The organism is Xanthobacter sediminis, from assembly GCF_043195015.1.
GTDB lineage: Bacteria > Pseudomonadota > Alphaproteobacteria > Rhizobiales > Xanthobacteraceae > Xanthobacter.
The window spans coordinates 397096-413836 of the sequence record NZ_JBAFWH010000001.1 but is presented as its reverse complement, the minus strand read 5'-3'; the positions used below and the strand labels follow the sequence as shown (position 1 = coordinate 413836).

Sequence of the window (16741 nt, the reverse complement as noted above, 5' to 3'; positions counted from 1 at the left end):
TCCGTCTCAGGCTGGCCGAGCGAAGCCCGGTCCAGCGGTTGGGAGGCAGCTTGGGGAAAGCCTGTCCTGCTGCGTATGGAGAATCCTGGCCGGTCGGCTTTCTCCCTCACGGGGCGGCGGCGGGCATGGGATATTCGCCGGCTCGACGCGCGGTCGCACCCCAGAGGAAACGGCGATAGCCGCCGTTCATGAGGGCGCGACCACGGTGGACGAGATAGCGGACCCTGGCGCGCAGCTCGCTGTCACCATGCCATTTCTCCTTCACGATGCGCGCGCCGAAGATCGCGATGGCGATCTCGCGCTCGCTGGCTCCGGCGAGATGACCATCGAGGGCCTGCAAGGATTGCATGGTGATGATCGGTTCGGCCGAGCCGCGCCGGCTGGCAAGCCCAGCTGGGCGGCCGGCGATCACGGCCAGCAGCTCCTTGGCCTCGCGCAAGCGGGCATCGGCCCGGTCGTCCGGTGCGATCGCGAAGGTGAAGGGCATGGTGGCGTCGAGCGCGCCGGCGATATGGACATGCCAGGAGCGGCCGCGCCGGGTGAGTTTCAGCGCGAGGCGTCCGCCGTCATGGCCGATCGCCTTGCGGCCGGGAAAGGTCCAGAAGTCGAAGACCGGTGCAGCAGCCTCCGGGTCTTCGTCCGGCACGATCGGCAGCGCAATGTCTGGATCAGGCCGCCAGAACGGCAGCGCGTCGCGCGCATCGTGTTTTGGGTTCTCGAAGAAATCGTAACCCCCAATTCTGCGCATGTGCGCTCAACGATGGACGCCGCTTCGTGCCAAAGCGGCGCCAGTCGTTCCGATAGCCGGGATTGCGCCGCAGGTGCTCCCAGGCGACAGCCGGACGGTCGAGAAAGAGGATGTAGAGATAGGCGGCGTTGGCCATCCAGTCTTGCGTGTGGGGCATGTTTCCTCCGTGTGTTTCGGAAAGCTTCTGTTCTCAAGAGCACGCACCGTGTCCCCAAAATGAGGCGGCTAAAGTTAAGGTGTCGTGCATCGTCGGGAGAGGACGATTGCAGATGGCAATTGTTCGGATAGTTGAGGCCGTTCCAATTATGACTTGCGAGCCGGGCGGAGCCCGGCGAGCCGCGGCCGTGCTGTCGAGGCGCGGCCGCGCCGCCGACCCGGATTTACGGATCGGAGGAAAATTCCGGATACGGAAAGCCGCACGGTCGATGGACCGACCGCGCGGCATCTGTGGTTATGCGGCTTTCTCCAGCAGGGTCTTTGCTTTCGCTTCCAGTTCAAGGCGACCGTCCTGATGCGCCTTCGCGCGGGCATGCGCCGTCATGCCCTGCACGAAATCGAAGATGCTTTCGGGCGGGCGACCTTCCTCCTGCAAAACCGTCTCGATGATCTTGCCGGTCTCGGCCTTGCTGAAACCGCGCTTGCGCAGGAAGCTCTCGCGGTCTTCGTCCGTACGGGCGACGATCTTCTCCCGGGCCGCCTTGATCCCGGCGACGAATGGCGCGGGCGAGGAATTAGCGAAGCTCGTCAGCGCCGGGGCCGCTTCATGGGCGAAGCGCTGCGCCGCGAACTTGCTGTGCCGAATGCTGATTTCCTCGAAACCTTCCACGCCCCAAAGGTTGCGGTTCATGCACACGGCGCGGAGATAGAAGCTCGCAATGCCGAGGGTCTTCGATCCGACTTCGCTGTTCCAGCAGTAAAAGCCCCGGAAATACAAATCCGGCTCGCCGTTCGGCAGGCGCCCGGCCTCGATGGGGTGGGTGTCGTCCACGAGGAATAAGAACACGTCGCGGTCGCTGGCATAGAGGGTGGTCGTGTCCTTCGTGATGTCCACGAAGGGATTGTGCATCATGGTCGCCCAGTCCAGCATGCCCGGCACCTTCCACATGGTGTCGCCGGTGCCGTTGCCGGCGATCTTCATGACGGCGGCGACAAGCTCATGGTCCCAGATACGGCCATAGTCCGGGCCGGTCACGGCGCGAAGCTCAACCCGTCCGTCTTCGGTTTCCAGCGTCTTCACAAGCTCGGCGCGGTGCGACAGCAAGCCGTGCTGCAGGTTGATGCCGGCGAGCGGTGCAGGAAGCTGGCGCATATAGGTGGCTGGCGCGCCGACAAGGCTGCACAACTGACCGAAGCTCCAATGGGTCGGGGCAATGGGGGCCTCCTGCCCGGGGACGATCAGCGAAAGCCGCTCCGCATCCTCCCGGCTCGCCTCCACGCGCACGGCGCGGCTCTCCACGGTGCGGGCGGTGGCGCGATCCGCGCGGACCTTCACGGCATCGTAAAGCTCGGTGAGCGACAGGAAGCGCTCATCGTCGGGGCGCGAGAACCATTCCGACGATACGCGGCCGATCCGCTCGCCGTGCGAGATGTCGACGCGAAAACCGCTGTTCACAGCTTGGCCGTGCTGGCTGCTGGCGATGATGTTCATTGTCCTGTCCTTTCCCGTAAATGCCGAAGGCATGTCCCCCGGCATGCCTTCCGGGGGCGCGTGAGCGCGCAGGGATGGGAGGGGACAAGTGCCGGCGAGCATGGCCGGGCTGCCAGGGCGAGCGGGACGGTGGCGACGATCGGCGGGATGACGGATATCGTCCGTCCTGCGAGCCGGCGGCCCTGCCATCGCGCAGGCGGCACTTGAGGGGAGAAAGGGGAAAGTCCCCCTTGGCTCCCCCGAGGATCGGCAAGGCTCCGGCCGCGGCCGATCAGGACAAAGGGAGCGCAGCTCGCCATACTCGATGCAGGCTGTGGGAACCTTCGTCAGCCCCGGCCGATGGCCGTGCGCCTCTCGCAATCGTCGCGGAGACGGGTTATATAGATCGAAATTCAATATCGAAATCAGACCTGATTTCGATGCCGTTATTCGAGGACGAGGCCATGCAGCGCGTGGAAGCCGAAATTGCCGTCAGCGTCTCCGACCTGAAGAAGAACCCGACCGCCATCGTCGACGGTGCGCGGGGCAGCGCGGTCGCGATCCTGAACCACAACCGGGTCATGGCCTATATGGTGCCAGCCGATACCTATGAGGCGATGATGGACGCGCTCGACGATCAGGCGCTCGTCGAAATCGCCAAGGCCCGCGCGAACGAGAAGGGCGTGCCGGTCAGCCTCGATGACCTATAGGCTGGAGTTCCTGCCCTCCGCGCGCAAGGAATGGGACAAGCTCGGCGCGACGCTGCGCGAGCAGTTCAAGAAGAAGCTGGCGGAGCGCGTGAGCCAACCGCATGTGCAGGCCGACGCGCTGCGCGGCATGCCGGATCATTACAAGATCAAGCTGCGCTCGGCCGGTTATCGGCTGGTCTATCGCGTCGAGGATGAAAGGGTCACGGTGGTCGTCGTCGCCGTGGGGAAGCGCGAGCATTCCGAGGTGTATGAGGCGGCGAAAAAGCGCCGTTAGGACGCTTCACAGCCGATCAGGGCAAAGGGAGCACGGCTCGCCGTATTTCCTTCGGGCGGCGGCGGACATGAACATGGCGAAGCCCCGCTTCGCGGGGCTCCCCCTGTGGCGGCCGGTGTCACTCGGCGGCGCGGCGGGACCAGATGAGTGCGAACTCACCCTCAGTCTCCGTCTCGACCAGGCTCGCATAGATCGGAGCCGGGAATGATGGATCGTCCAGCTTGACGGAGTGGTAGTCGCGGCCCTCGCGCGAGGTCTTCTTCCACGCCGCTCCGAACTCGGTGGCACCGGAGAAGATGCGGAAGTCCGGCCCCTTCTCGTTGTCGCCTTCGGCGGGGACGAATTCGACTGCCTTGACGTTGAGGCTCAGGGTCTTGACCGCGCCCTTGAAGCCCTTGGCGGTGGTGGTGAAAGTGCCGATGGTGGCCATTGCGGTGGTTCCTTCTGCTGACTGGGCCGCGCCCATCGCGGCCTCGATGGGGGTCGGCAGACCGGGGACGATCGGCCCGCAACATCCGGCGAGGACTTTTTCGCTTCGCGGTGCAAAGCCGGCCCTGGCCGGCGGCGGGAAAAAGCCGCAGGCGGCGTGTTGCGGGTTCAAGATCGAGGTGACGCCCGCGTCGCCGGTCTTCGGTCAGACCCCTGCCTATCGAGGACGTGATGGACGTGGCTTCAGACAGCTGGACCGGAGGAATCGCCCGATAGCTGGAGTCGGAACGACGCTTTCACCGCCAAGGGCTTCTCCGAAAGGGCCGGACAGGCCCTCAGCCTCACCGGCGGGGCGAAGTGATCGGTTCTCCCTGACGATCGGCCGGCGACAATGAGAGCGGGCTGAACCCTCTCGACTCCTTGCCTGCCAACGAGTTCGGGGCGGCGTGCAAGAAACGACATTGCTCCCGTGCAGGGCCGTGGCTGCCTCGCCTCCTCAAGTGCCCGGACGATACGGGCTTTCCCGGCTCCGTTCGATGCAATGCGGGCACGGTCGAGACCGACATCGGAGGGCAAGATCGTCCTCATCCCCTCCCGCCATCCCGATTTGCCGAGTGACGCCGGCCGTCACAGGGGGAGCACCGCGAAAGCGGGAGCTTCATCGTGGGAAATGCCCGCCGTCGCTGCCCCTTGCGTCAGGGATCGTTACCGAAGGCGAAGACCCGCAAGGGGCTTCGGAAGCCACCGCAGGAGGCGCGTAGAGCCCGGCCCGAAGGGCGACGCCTAGCATCTCAGAAATATAGGTGGTGAGAATGTGTTAGCGTTGTGAAAATTGCACTGATGTTCGATCATAACGTCTTTCGCTTCGCTTTACGCTTCGGCGCAATTGCAGATACTTCGCGGATGACGTCATGGGGATCGAAGCCGATCGTTTCGGCCAGCTCAAGGAACTCGACGACATCGATGCGACGGCCGCCGGATTCGATAGCGGCAACGACGGACTGGTATCGGCCGAGCGCTTCGGCCAGATCGGACTGGCTCATGCCGGCTTCCCGGCGCTTGTCGACGATGAGCTGAACCAGACGCAAATGCCTTGGCGAGCGAAGCGTTTTTTGCATATGCCCTGCCGGTCATTGACGAAACCGGCAGATCAATTAAACCGAAATACAGATAACCAGAAAATCTGGTTAGCCTTGGCACGACGGATTCCAGCATGGATTCTCGATTGTTGGCGGACCGACATCCAGCGCTAGGTCAGCTTTATCGCGTCTGGCTTGCGCGCCGTGAAGGCGCGGCCATGCCGCTGGCTGGGAATATCACCGAGCGTCTGGCCGATCTGGATGATGTGATCGTCGTGATCCGGCGCCCGTCCGAATCGGACGAGACGCTGAGGATCGAGCGCAGCGGCAAGGATGTCGATCGGCTCTATGGAGTTGCTTTGGCCGGCGAGCCCGTCGGCGGGCTCACGCCGTCGAGCGCGGATGCGGACAATGAGGCGGCCATCGTTCTCGCGTCCGGGCGCACGCTGATGATGGAAGACCAGGTGCAGGTTCCGGGTGGGTCCGCGCGCATCGTCCGGCTCTATCTGCCGTTTGCCGACGAGGCCGGTGCTGTAGCGGGCGTTGTGGTCGGCATCGTCAAGGCCGTCTGAAATCCGTTTTTGCGGATTTCAGGAAACGGAGCGATCATCATTGCATCCGTCCGGCATCCGGTGCGTCTGTAATCACGCCGCGCCGGCCTTGGTTTCAGGTGACGATTATGCCGGCATCGCCCGCTGCTCGATATAGGTTTTCATGATGGGGATCCCTGCTGTCATGCAGTCGAGGTCTCCGGCCGCGCCGAACCGGCGCGGCCGGAAAATTCTCGATGCTGTCGAGAGACTGGCCGGAACCGCCGAAGCGGCTCCGGCCGTGGGGCTCACTCGGCGGCGTGGTTGAAGGCTGCGCCGTCCTCGACCGTGCCGGTATCGTCACGATCGGTTGCGGTCGGCGCATTCAGGACCGCTCCGGCGTTAGCCTCCGGGGCATCCAGCCAAGCCGGCCGCTCGGTGCGCAGGAGCGCGGGAAGCCATCCGGTGGCAGCGACAAGCTGCTCGGCGGCTTCCGCCATGGGCTGCTTCTTCAGGCCGGTGATCCGGTCGGCGGCCTCGTCGCTGAAGGCCTCCCGCACGGCGGCGACAATGTGCGCCTTGGTTACGCGGCTGAAATAGCTCCGCGCGGTGGGGGTCCAATGTGCCGTCATGTCGAGGGCGAGCCCCGTTGCCAGCCTGTCGGCGGTCTCATGGGCGCGGGGCTTGCGCTCCCAAGGCTGCTTCACCGCATTGACGGTGAGCGAAGCACAATGCGCGAACAGCGCCAGCACGCTCGCCTGATCCAGCGCGGCGATGAAGCCCCACAGGTCCGCCACGTCGCGCGGCATATCCGCCTGCCAGCCGGCATGGCGATCCGCCAGCGCCTTCGCCGGGGCGGTGTCCTCGATGCCGTCCGCATGCCCGCCGAGATGCGGGCTGCTCGGGCGGATTTCGAGGCAGGCGGCTTCCGAGCCACGATAGAAGGTCTGCGCGGCGAGAGCATGGGTGACAGCGATCAACGCCATGTCCGGCTGCTCGCCAAGGGCGAGGCGCAGGCCGAGCGTGCGGTGGGCCGTTAGGTCGCGCACGAGAAGGTCGGACAGCGGCTTGCCCGCATCCCCGGCGTCCTCGTCCTCCACGTCGAGGGCGGAAACGCGGTTCTCGTCCTCGTCCTGCTCGCCGTCCTCGGTGGCGGCGCTTGCGTGGTCCTCGGCTTCTTCCGCTTCCGGCTTCTCATCCTCCGGGCGGATGAAGCCGCGCTCGATGCGGCCGCTGCCGTCATGGGCGAGCACAACTAAGACGCCGCCGCGCGCGATGTCGTCGGGGTCATAGGCGCGCCGCAGCGCGTCGATGCGCTCGATTTCCGCTTCAAGCTCCCCGAACCGCTCGTCCGTCTCCGGGGGAAGCTCGTCCGCGCCGTCCCATTCCTCCGACAGCCGGTTGTATTCCTCCTGCACAGAGGCATAGGCGGCGGCATCTTCCTCGGAAAGCTCCACCGGCTGCGGATAGGCGCGGCGCAGGCCGTGGGCATGGGGATAGTCGATGTGGACCGAGACCCACTTCCAGCCTTCCGCCTGAACCTCGGCGCCGATCCGCTCCAGCTTCCCGGTGACGAGCCGGTCCAGAAGCGCGGCATCATCGTAGAAGCCGCCGCGATCCTCCGTGAACAGGTCGCGCAGGATCGTGCCGCCCGCCTCGGTGTACTCCTCCGGGCCGACGAAGATCGCCCGGCGATCCGTTGCCGGAATGTGTGCCTTGGTGAGGTCGCGGCGGATGATCCACGGCTCGCGGTTGTGGGAGAGGTTCGCAAAAACCTGCTCCTGCCGCCTGTGGTCCTCGGTGATGGCGAAGGCCATCAACTGATCGAGGTTCAAGCCGCCGTCGCGGTACACCTGCAACAGCTTGGGGCTGACAGCGCCGAGCCTGAGGCGCTGGCGCACCACATGTGCCGTCACGCCGAAGCGGGCGGCGATCTCCTCCGCTCCCCACCCGCGATTTTCCGCGAGCTCGCGGAACGCCTCGAACTGGTCGGCCGGATGCATCGCCTCGCGGGTGACGTTCTCGTCAAGGCTGATCTCGTGCGGGTCATTCGCCGTGTCGATGACGCAGCGCACCGGCTCAGTCTTCTTGATCTCCTTGCGCTTGACGCGGAGAAGCTGAGCCAGCCTGCGGCCTTCGCCCACCGTCACGAAATAGCTGCCCGTGAGCTCGCCCGCCGCGTCAAGCTCGGGCTCCACGACGAGGTTTTGCAGCAGGCCCTTGACCGCGATGCTGGCGGCCAGCGCCTCGATGATCGCTTCGCTGTGCGGGGTCTTCCGCGCATTGCGCGGCGACTTCTTCAACTTGTTGAGCGGAACGAATATCTCCATGCCGCTCGCAGCGACCACGGTCGGTTCCGCATTAGTGCTCGCGCCGACTGCATCCATCTGATCCGCCGCCGCCTCGATGACGGTTTGTGCTTTCTTCGCAATCCTTGCCATTGTTCCGATCCTTTCTCCGTCAATGCCGAAGGCATGTCCCTCGACATGCCTTCCGGGGGCGCGTGAGCGCGCGGGAGTGAGGGGGGCCAATGCCGGCGAGCGGAGCTGGGCTGCGCGGCGAGCGAGACGGGATCGGATCGGTTCAGGCGGTAATTGCTGCACACCGTCTTGCGAGCGGGCGGCCCCGCTCTGTCCGCAGGCGGCGTTGGCGGGGGAGCGAGGGGAAAGTCCCCTCGCTCCCCGAGTCAGGCTGTAGGAATTAAATCGAAGCAAAATGTATTGACATTGTCATGGCAAATCTTCAATGTCCGGCTCCTGAAATAGGAGCGTTCCGATGGTGCAATCAGCCCGCTCGGAGAATGGCCGCAAACGTGATGCTGCTCGGAAAGACGATCTCATCCAGATCCGCGCCTCGGCGGGGACGAAGGCGATCCTAAGTCGGGCTGCGAACTTGCGCGGACAGAAGCTGTCAGAATTCATGCTGGACAGCGCCCGTCGGGAAGCGGAGGAAGCCATTCTCGACCAGCGTAGCTTCTTTCTTGATGATGCGGCGCATGTGGCCTTCCTCGCGCTGCTTGATGCTCCGGCCAAGCCGGCCGAGGAACTTCGTACACGGATGAAGCGCAAGCCCGTCTGGGCGCGTTGATGCCGGCCGGCAAGGGAGAGGAAAGCCAAAAGCGGCCCCAAGGACTACGCGTTGACCCTCCGGAGCGGTTGGCCGGCGATCACGATGTCGGGGCGTTCCGAAACGGCAGGCATCCGTCTCTCGATGACTGGTTGCGGGATCGAGCCCTTGCCAGTGAAGGGATGTCGGCGCGCACCTATGTGGTTTGCGACAGGGACACCCCGAAGCGCGTCGCTGGCTATTATGCCATCTCGACCGCCATGGAAGAGCGGATCGCGCTCCCGAGCGCCAAGCTGCGCCGGGGTATGCCGGAGCAAATTCCCTTGCTGCTGATCGGTCGTCTGGCAGTCGATCAAGCGTATCAGGGAATGGGGCTTGGCACCGATCTGCTCGCCGATGCGCTACGGCGCTGCTTGGCCGCGTCCGAGATCGCCGGCGTTCGAGCTGTCGTAGCTCACGCAATCGACGATGCGGCCGTGAGCTTTTACCAGCGGCACGGATTTATTCTCTCCCCGCTCGGCGAACGGACCATGATGATGCCGATCGAGACGCTACAGGGACTATTTTCGGAAGCGTGACCCTTTGCTTCACGCATCAGCTATCGTGCCGATGCGTATCCGCACCGAGGAGGCTGGGCGATCATCGCATGCGTCATGGACCGCCCAACTCGTTGTCCTGAATGTATGACGGATTGAAATCCTTCAGGGCATCGAGCGGGTCTATGGCAGGCCCCCAGATCCTCCGTCGCTCATCCTCGGCTGACGCCCAGAATTGGTCCAACGCTGCCGTGTTGGCGAAATAAGGCCATAACCTGGGATCGCCCATGATGCGGGCGAGAGCCTTGCGCGCCACAAATTCGATGACGGCTTCCTTCTTGACGAGCTCGAGTCGAGCTTCGCGATCAAACTCCTCAAGGTAAAGGTGCTCTCGGAGGTGCTCCACCTTGCTCCGTACATCGTAGATCTCGCCCATCAGCACATGATGGCGTGACCCGACAAACAACTCAGTACGGCTCTTGAACTGTTTCGATCCATAACCCGGCTGCGTTACGATCAGGCCATCGATACAGCGGGTGAACTGGTGGATCCGGTCGAGCAGCTCTCGTTGCGCCTTCGTTTCCACGAAGAGATGTCGAATCCGGTTCAGGCGCCAGCGTCCCCCGGGCACGTCGGTCGCATTGAAGGCGACCAAGTGCTCCCCAAGCTGCGCGGCGGCCTTAAGACTGGCCCCGGAAATGGAGGGATAGGGGACGATCATGCCAGGAGGTGGGAAATCCAATTCGCTGTGCTCGAAAATGCCAATCTCCCCACCCTCGCGGGCACCCGTGAGCAAATTGGGCTTGTGTGCCGGAGAAAAGAGGCAGGTCATGAGGAGGCCGACATAGAAGGACCAGACCCGACTTTGGAGTATTTGGTTCTCAGCATCGAGAACCGCTGCCTTCTTGGATTTCATGGTGCTCAATAAGAACAAGTTGCAACCGCTGATCTCCTCACAACGGACGCTCCCAAGCCATTCCTGCCATAGTGGTGGCACCTGAAAATTCGCGTCGGTCAGAAACGACAGGTTCGGCATCATAGCCCCCCGCGGGACGCCATCTTCCAAATTCACGCTCAAGCCGATAAGCGCATATTTTTCGTCGTGGCCGAGCCAATCCTCCTGCGATCGCTCATTCATTGGCGATTCCACGGTCTCGGTTTCTCTGCAGATGTGCTCGACACTGGGGTTTGCATGGGTGCGCTATATATCTCATAGAGAAACACGCCGAGCGCGACCGCTGTATTGACGGCGAGGCGCGCAACCGAGGTAGGGGGTCGGGGAGCGTCAGGCACATGTCCGTGGCCCGATCCTAATTGACCGCGAAGTTCCGCGACGCCTTGGGTAATGCTGGAGAGCCCACTCAGCGTTTGTCTGAGGGTATCGCCCGTTTGAGAGGACACTGATAGGTTTAACGCCTCACGGGTCGCCTTCACCAACTGTGGCAGTGTTTCGGAACCGCGCGGCGGCGTTCCGCGCGCCGTGAGAATGCCCTTACAAATGGACTCGACGAATTCCTTGGCGGAACCAATCGCCAAAGATGGATCGGCCTCGACCGCTGTCTCCATGCGGGTGATGAGCACCGAAATGTGCTCCGAGGACAATTCATCGGCAACTTTCCGGGCGGCGGCCACTTGCGCCACACCACCTAGGCGCCGTCGCGCCGCATAAATCGGCTTTCCGGAAACGTAGGTGTTCGGCACGAGTTCGAACCCGTCCACATGAAGATGCCGATTGAAGATTCCCAGCAGCTCGCCGACCACCTGAGCATCGGACTGGACAATTGGGTGCAACATCTCGCACAGAAAGGTGAGGAGAATTTCATCCTGGCACCGTAGAAGGTCAAGCCGCACATCGTCGTAGACCCAGTCATTGGTCCAGTCCTGAAAGCGTTCCCGATGCATCCAGATATCACCGGCCATATGTGGCTGGCGGTGGTCATCCGAGGGAAGCGTCTTCAGATCGAAAATGCGGCCGAGAAAGTCAGATTCGGCCAGCCTGCCCGACCAGGGCGCGTTGCGCAGGCGCAATTCGTCAAACAGGTTGCGCCGGGTAACTTCGGAAATGGTCCGACTGGTCATAGTTGGTCATAAACCGAGTTGGCAGTTGCACGGCATCGCGCCTGAATGCGCGAAGAATCAGACTAGGTCAGCCACCGCAACCGGTGAAAGCCCCGATAGCATGGGCCGCCTTGGTGCGGCTGATCGGCAGCGCGCGCCACGGCACATCGCTGATGGACGAGTCGGCGGACGTCGAGGGTTCGCGCCCAAAGCGGCGACAGACTATTCACCTTCCTGAATAAGAAAGGCGAGCCTAGGTGCCGGGACATTTCGGCATCTGCGTCACCCTTACAGCCATGCAGCGGCGATGCAGGTGCTGATCTCAACCGGCGTAATCCGGAGGAAGACGTAGGTGGCGAAAGCCGCGCCGGCGATCGCCACGACGCCGATCCCGATCAGGGCCGCGCGATGCCAGCAAATCCGACCACCGAGCTTTGAGAACAGATCCATGAATTGCGCTGCGATTGCCGCATAATCCTGCTCGAGGCGTTTCCTCTGACCGTCAATCTCCTGGCTGATCGACCCAAGAGTGACCCACTGGTTAACGATCGCGATCGCAAGCAGCCCCACGAATATCCAGGCACCGCCTAGAATGGCGATGTTCGTCCAAAACTCGAGGCCGCATGACTTCGCGGTCTTCAGCTGAGACGCGACAATGACGGTCGCCACGGGAATTCCCAGCAGCTGCCCCTGGATGTCGATCAGCGTCTTATGGATCTTGCTGACATAGTCGACGCGAGCGGCCTCAATTTCGCCGCGGATCTTTGCGTATGAGAAGCTTGAGGCGAACAGCTTGTAGCCGTTGCGCACCTCCTTCTCCATCTCGTCCAGATTGTCCAGAAGGTAGGTGAACCGGCTCGCGGCGGAGCGCGGCGCGCTCAGCCGACAGATCGACTCGCTCAGGATCGCAAGCTTCTGGTCGATGTGGACGTCGTCCGCGAAATGGCCGAGGAGACGGTCCGCATCGCTCATGGAAAGGCGCTTCAGCAGAGCGACGTCGTAGACGACTGGCGTCACGAACTTCCCCTCATGGATGAAGACGAGCTCTTCCCTGATCTCGTCAAGATAGGCTGCAGCCTTAACGAAGAGCGCGACAATCTCGAGTGCCGTGCGGTAGCGCGTGATCTCGTCCGGCACTGGCGTGGTCGAATGATCCAAAGCGCCTTCTATGATGAAATATGTGTCAGGCTCCTTGAGCCGCGCCCGACGACTCTCTAGCAACTCGTCGAGCGATCGGACGATTCGTCCGATCGACAGGCGCGGCGGACCGACACGGATCCGCACTTCGTCGCCAATGCGCAGTTTCGCAGGATCCGAAAGCGGCTCAATGCCGGCGGCCTTGCCAATCTCGGGCTGTGTATAAATCTCTCGAAGGTCCGTCAGGACCTCGCCGGTGGCGATCGCAAGCGAGCCATCTTCGCCGCGAGGGTCAAACCGCGTTGCGCGGTAGATCGCCAGCAGGCGATCAAACCCGAGCTCAGACATCCAGAATCTCGTGCCGTAGCTCGGCCGCGAAATCCTCGGGCAGATCCTTTAGTATCAGGACGTTCTGTTTCGGGTCGTAATCGACCTTGCCCTGGTGGATGGCGCTCCGCTCGAAGGCGACGCTCCAGTATGGAGTTTCGCGTTTGAGCTTTACCAAAGACCCAAGCGCCGATCTGTGCGGCACGAAGCCATCGTTGAGGCCACGGTCCGGGTCGACGAGGAACGACAGCAGTGGTTCGGGATCGTCGGGCACAACCGCATTTGATAGCGTTTCGAATGCAAGCGGCTGCTTCTCGCGCGCGATCTGGTCGCAGAAATCTTTGGCCTTGGACAGGAATCCCTCGCGCTCTGGCGGCTTCATGTTCTGAGCGTCAGCGAAAGCCTTGAGAGCCTCGACGAGGTCGTTCGTATCCTGGCGATCTTGGACTGTGGTGTCGCATCCGAGGAAGGTTTTGAAGTAGTCTGAGACCTCTCCTTTTCCCTTCAGGAAGCTGATGTAGCGGTCTTCCTTGGCCGCCCACCCGGTCAGGCTGATGCGTCCGGCGAAGCGGAATCCTTCGATGTCGAGGTGTTCGGCGTCTTTGACGTCGTAGGTCTTGGTCAGGGTCGCACCGAGCTTGTTGGACACGACCGCAACGAGGAGGAACTGCCGCTCGTCCCGCTCGAGATGCGCAAAGAAGACAAACCCGCCCGAAGCGGCATTCTGGCTGGACGCATGAACCCTGAGCGTTTCCATCAGGCGCGAGATGAAATCGGGGAAGCCCGCCCCCTTCGTCGCGACATAATCTTCCAGATGTTTCTGCGTGGGAGCCACATCCGCCGCGGTCGAGAACTTGCCGTGAGATTTCGAGGCGCGGCGTTTGTAGAGATCGAATAGCTGGGCGGTCACCCGATCGATCGTGGGAGTGATCGCGAGCTGCTCCTGGCCGAACTTCACGCGAAAGCCGGTGTCGGCGCGCTCGAGCTCATGTACCGCGACGTGGAAGATCCCGTCAGCCACCAAACTCTCCACAGCTTCTCCCTGGGGTCACCGGCCACCGCCGTCCCTAGGGCTATCGTATTGGGTATTCAAGGATCTGGAGTCGACCAGGCCTTGGCCAATCGCATTTCTACACTTGCATCCACGGATTGAAAGACGTGCGCACAAAGCAATTTTAAAGAGGGTTCACTTTCCGCTTGAGCGGCCCTTAGAAGGAGGAGACTTAAGCCGTAAATGAGAACAAAATAAGAACATTTGCAGTCCGATTGCAACATTTGAAGGTCGATCCGAACGTCGTGCGGCGTCCCGCATCTGCGGGAGAATCGCCTTCGCTGGAACGAGCAATCCGATCCAACCCAACGGAGGCGCCGTCGCGTTCGTACTGCGCCGTCTGACTTGAACGCAGCCCGTAGGCCCTCCGCCGCGGTCTTGGCGCGCTCAGTGATCATCGCTTCGGTATGAGCCACCGCCGTCCAACCCCGTCTCGAGGTCAGAGTGTCCGCCAGATCAGCTGCATCCTCCAAAGCGAGATTCACCTGCGGTTTTCCACAGGGGGAGAGCTGGTGACCACTCCCGACATCGGTGGTCACCAAGTGGTCACCAAGCCAAAAACGACAAAGCCGCCTCTCAGCGGCTTCGCTATAAGCTATTGATTATTTTGAAAGTTTTGGAGCGGGCGAAGGGATTCGAACCCTCGACCCCAACCTTGGCAAGGTTGTGCTCTACCCCTGAGCTACACCCGCATCCATCCGCCGCGCCATGCTCGGCGCCAGCGGTTCGCTCATATGGCAGCAGCCGAGGCCGAATGCAATGCCCTTGATGTCCGCGGGCCCTACTGCTTGTGGATGACGTCGCCGTCAGGCGCGCAGAAGGGGTCGCGAGAGGTCATCAATACCACGCGTTTCTGGCCTCACCCGCCTCGGGGAGCGGCGCAACGCGCTGCGCTCAGGTCCGCGGTGTCCGCTTTCCCTTTGGCTTTCCCGCGAAAGCATCGGGGCGCCGGCTTTTCGGCTGACGCTCACCTTTGCCCTGCCCCGAAGGCTTGGCGTCGCGCGATTTTTCGAACGCGGCCTTGCCGTGCCCAGCCCTGCCTTCCGCGGACCTCCCCTGCGCGGGTTCATCGCGGAATTTCCTGCCCCTGAACGGCTTCTCGTGCGGCGCCCTCTCCTGAACCGGTTTGCCGCGCATGGGCTTGCTGCGGGCGGGACGCTCTGTCTGCCCCGCCGGGGGGCCGCCAGGCAGCGGCTCGATGATCACGTCTTCCTCGTCCGCCTTCCGCACCGCTTTTGCGAAGCGGTCCGCAGCAGCGAGGCTGACCTCGAAAGCCGTCTCCTCATCCAGGACGCGGATGAAGCCGATATCCTTGCGCGTCACGTTTCCGCGCCGGCAGATCAGCGGCAGCAGCCATTTCGGGTCGGCATTGTTGCGGCGGCCGACATTGAGGCGGAACCAGACACTGCCCCCGCCCGAGGCGCCGCCGAAATCCCGGTCGGCCGCGCGGTCGCGCACCGAACGCGACATCCCGGGATCAGTGACCTCCTCGGGGGCCGGCAAGCCGGCGCGGTAAAGGCGCGCCAGCGCCGCGGCCAGATGCTCGGGCGAGTACGCCGCGAGCAGCGCGAGGCCGGCGCCGGTGTCGTCCTCGGTCGGCTCCTCGGTGATGAGGGCATCGCTCAGCATGCGTTCATGGTCGAGCTTGCGGATCTCCTCCGCGGTCGGCGGGCCGGACCACACTGCATTGATGCCCAGCCCCCGCAGCAGGTCTTCCGTCCGGCGGCGGCGGAAGGGGGGCACCAGCAGCACGCTCACGCCCTTGCGGCCCGCGCGGCCCGTGCGTCCGCTGCGATGCTGCAGGCTTTCCGCATCGTTCGGCAGGTCCGCGTGAATGACGAGGCCGAGATTCGGCAAATCGATGCCGCGCGCGGCGACATCGGTGGCGACACAGACCCGTGCCCGCCCGTCCCGCAGGGCCTGCAAGGCGTGATTGCGGTCGTTCTGGCTTAGCTCGCCGGACAGCGCCACCGCAGAGAATTGCCGCTCCTGGAGCATGGCATGCAGGCGCCGCACGGCCTCGCGCGTGTTGCAGAACACGATGGCAGTGGGCGTATCGTAATAGCGCAGCACGTTGACGACCGCGTGCCCGACCTCCGTCGGAGCGACGCGCATGGCGCGGTACTCGATATCGGCGTGACCGCCATCAGCGCTTGCTACCTCGATGCGAAGCGCAGCGCGTTGATAGCGCTTGGCCAGCGTGATGATTCCCCGTGGCATGGTCGCGGAGAACAACAGGCTGCGCCGCTCCGGCGGGGTGGCGAGAAGAATGAACTCGAGATCATCGCGGAAACCGAGGTCGAGCATTTCGTCGGCTTCGTCCAGCACCACCACCCGCAGCGCGGAAATATCCAGCCGTCCGCGCTCCAGATGGTCGCGCAGGCGTCCGGGGGTGCCGACGACGATATGAGCGCCCTGGCCGAGCTGGCGCTGCTCCTGGCGCGGGTCCATGCCGCCGACACAGGACACGATGCGCGCGCCGGTCCCCGCGTAGAGCCACGCGAACTCCCGCTGGACCTGCAGCGCCAGCTCGCGGGTGGGGGCCACCACCAGCGCCTGCGGCACGGTCGCCGGCCCAAATCGCTCGGTGGAGCCCAGCAGCGTCCCGGCCATGGCGAGGCCATAGGCGACGGTCTTGCCGGAACCGGTCTGGGCGGACACCAGAAGATCGCGCTCCGCCGCCTCGGGCGCCAGCACGGCCAGTTGCACCGGCGTCGGATTGTTGTAGTCCCGTTCCGCCAGGGCGCGGGCGAGCGCCGGATTGGTCGTCATGAAAGGCACGGCTGGTTCCACCTATCTCGCGTTATCGTCAGGCGTCGAAGGGGAGCCATCGGAAAGGGTCTGAAACGCCTTCCTAATAGGATGAGGGCGGAGATGCCACAGGCGAAGCGGCGCGCCTCCGCCGCGCAGAGCCATTATTCGACGGGCATGCGCAGCCAGACACCATGCCAGCTCTCGAAGTTCTCAATTCTCGAAGCCCCACCTATCGAAAAATCATGTCCGCCATTTGCTATATTTACGACATTTTCTCCGAAAAACTTTCACTGAAACCCCTCACCTGCGGCACTCCGCGACGCGCGCGACAACGCCCGGCCGGACACATATCGGCAACCCGACTTCAAGGCCCGGAGAGTGCTGCCACGCGCGGACAAGGAAACCCTGTCCCTCC

The 16741-nt window shown here is 63.3% G+C and carries 16 protein-coding genes and 1 tRNA gene; 5 read left to right on the top strand and 12 right to left on the bottom strand.

The features are described 5' to 3' along the window. Window positions 1-106: 106 nt before the first annotated feature. The 3 genes from V5F61_RS01650 to V5F61_RS01640 form a co-directional block, all read right to left on the bottom strand. A complete protein-coding gene (locus tag V5F61_RS01650) occupies window positions 107-748 on the bottom strand; it encodes a DUF2285 domain-containing protein (RefSeq protein ID WP_238123943.1) in 642 nt (213 codons plus the stop codon). Next, window positions 669-884, bottom strand: coding sequence for a transcriptional regulator domain-containing protein (locus V5F61_RS01645; protein ID WP_238123944.1), 216 nt, complete (start codon window positions 882-884; stop codon window positions 669-671). The genes V5F61_RS01650 and V5F61_RS01645 overlap by 80 nt, the downstream gene beginning before the upstream one ends. Before the next feature lie 315 nt (window positions 885-1199). Further along, window positions 1200-2396, bottom strand: a complete 1197-nt coding sequence (locus V5F61_RS01640) for a DUF932 domain-containing protein (RefSeq protein ID WP_110372398.1) — start codon at window positions 2394-2396, stop codon at window positions 1200-1202. Between the two features lie 443 nt (window positions 2397-2839). Here V5F61_RS01640 and V5F61_RS01635 point away from each other — a divergent pair, with 443 nt between their 5' ends. Both V5F61_RS01635 and V5F61_RS01630 read left to right on the top strand, forming a co-directional pair. Beyond that, window positions 2840-3085: a type II toxin-antitoxin system Phd/YefM family antitoxin gene (locus tag V5F61_RS01635; protein ID WP_110373169.1), complete on the top strand. Its 246-nt coding sequence runs from the start codon at window positions 2840-2842 to the stop codon at window positions 3083-3085. After that, the gene (locus tag V5F61_RS01630; protein ID WP_110372397.1) at window positions 3075-3359 is read left to right on the top strand and encodes a type II toxin-antitoxin system RelE family toxin; all 285 of its coding nucleotides are present in this window, start codon (window positions 3075-3077) and stop codon (window positions 3357-3359) included. The genes V5F61_RS01635 and V5F61_RS01630 overlap by 11 nt, the downstream gene beginning before the upstream one ends. A gap of 118 nt (window positions 3360-3477) precedes the next feature. Here the strand turns inward: V5F61_RS01630 and V5F61_RS01625 are convergent, their stop codons facing one another. Beyond that, entirely contained in the window at window positions 3478-3789 is a 312-nt protein-coding gene (locus V5F61_RS01625; protein ID WP_110372396.1) for a DUF736 domain-containing protein, read from the bottom strand. Between the two features lie 847 nt (window positions 3790-4636). Then, complete coding sequence (locus tag V5F61_RS01620) at window positions 4637-4831, bottom strand: helix-turn-helix transcriptional regulator (RefSeq protein ID WP_337927153.1); 195 nt, start codon at window positions 4829-4831, stop codon at window positions 4637-4639. A 170-nt stretch (window positions 4832-5001) separates the two neighbouring features. Here V5F61_RS01620 and V5F61_RS01615 point away from each other — a divergent pair, with 170 nt between their 5' ends. Continuing rightward, the gene (locus V5F61_RS01615; protein WP_238123942.1) at window positions 5002-5439 is read left to right on the top strand and encodes a PAS domain-containing protein; all 438 of its coding nucleotides are present in this window, start codon (window positions 5002-5004) and stop codon (window positions 5437-5439) included. A 266-nt stretch (window positions 5440-5705) separates the two neighbouring features. Here the strand turns inward: V5F61_RS01615 and V5F61_RS01610 are convergent, their stop codons facing one another. After that, on the bottom strand, window positions 5706-7838 hold the full coding sequence (locus V5F61_RS01610; RefSeq protein WP_110372393.1) for a ParB/RepB/Spo0J family partition protein: 2133 nt from the start codon (window positions 7836-7838) through the stop codon (window positions 5706-5708). A gap of 334 nt (window positions 7839-8172) precedes the next feature. On the opposite strand from V5F61_RS01610, the gene V5F61_RS01605 reads away from it, so the two are divergent. Further along, complete coding sequence (locus V5F61_RS01605; protein ID WP_110372392.1) at window positions 8173-8484, top strand: type II toxin-antitoxin system TacA family antitoxin; 312 nt, start codon at window positions 8173-8175, stop codon at window positions 8482-8484. A 68-nt stretch (window positions 8485-8552) separates the two neighbouring features. Then, window positions 8553-9041, top strand: a complete 489-nt coding sequence (locus V5F61_RS01600) for a GNAT family N-acetyltransferase (protein WP_393989980.1) — start codon at window positions 8553-8555, stop codon at window positions 9039-9041. Between the two features lie 73 nt (window positions 9042-9114). Here the strand turns inward: V5F61_RS01600 and V5F61_RS01595 are convergent, their stop codons facing one another. From V5F61_RS01595 to V5F61_RS01570, 6 genes are all read right to left on the bottom strand, one after another. After that, entirely contained in the window at window positions 9115-10137 is a 1023-nt protein-coding gene (locus V5F61_RS01595) for a hypothetical protein (protein ID WP_238123941.1), read from the bottom strand. Then, a complete protein-coding gene (locus tag V5F61_RS01590; RefSeq protein ID WP_110372388.1) occupies window positions 10134-11078 on the bottom strand; it encodes an abortive infection family protein in 945 nt (314 codons plus the stop codon). The genes V5F61_RS01595 and V5F61_RS01590 overlap by 4 nt, the downstream gene beginning before the upstream one ends. A 267-nt stretch (window positions 11079-11345) precedes the next feature. Further along, complete coding sequence (locus V5F61_RS01585; protein ID WP_110372387.1) at window positions 11346-12542, bottom strand: hypothetical protein; 1197 nt, start codon at window positions 12540-12542, stop codon at window positions 11346-11348. Next, window positions 12535-13542, bottom strand: a complete 1008-nt coding sequence (locus V5F61_RS01580) for a nucleoid-associated protein (protein ID WP_170146978.1) — start codon at window positions 13540-13542, stop codon at window positions 12535-12537. Before V5F61_RS01580 ends, V5F61_RS01585 begins: the two co-directional genes overlap by 8 nt. Window positions 13543-14189: 647 nt before the next feature. Beyond that, window positions 14190-14264, bottom strand: a tRNA-Gly gene (locus V5F61_RS01575). A 202-nt stretch (window positions 14265-14466) separates the two neighbouring features. Beyond that, on the bottom strand, window positions 14467-16344 hold the full coding sequence (locus V5F61_RS01570) for a DEAD/DEAH box helicase (protein WP_393987117.1): 1878 nt from the start codon (window positions 16342-16344) through the stop codon (window positions 14467-14469). Window positions 16345-16741: the final 397 nt, after the last annotated feature.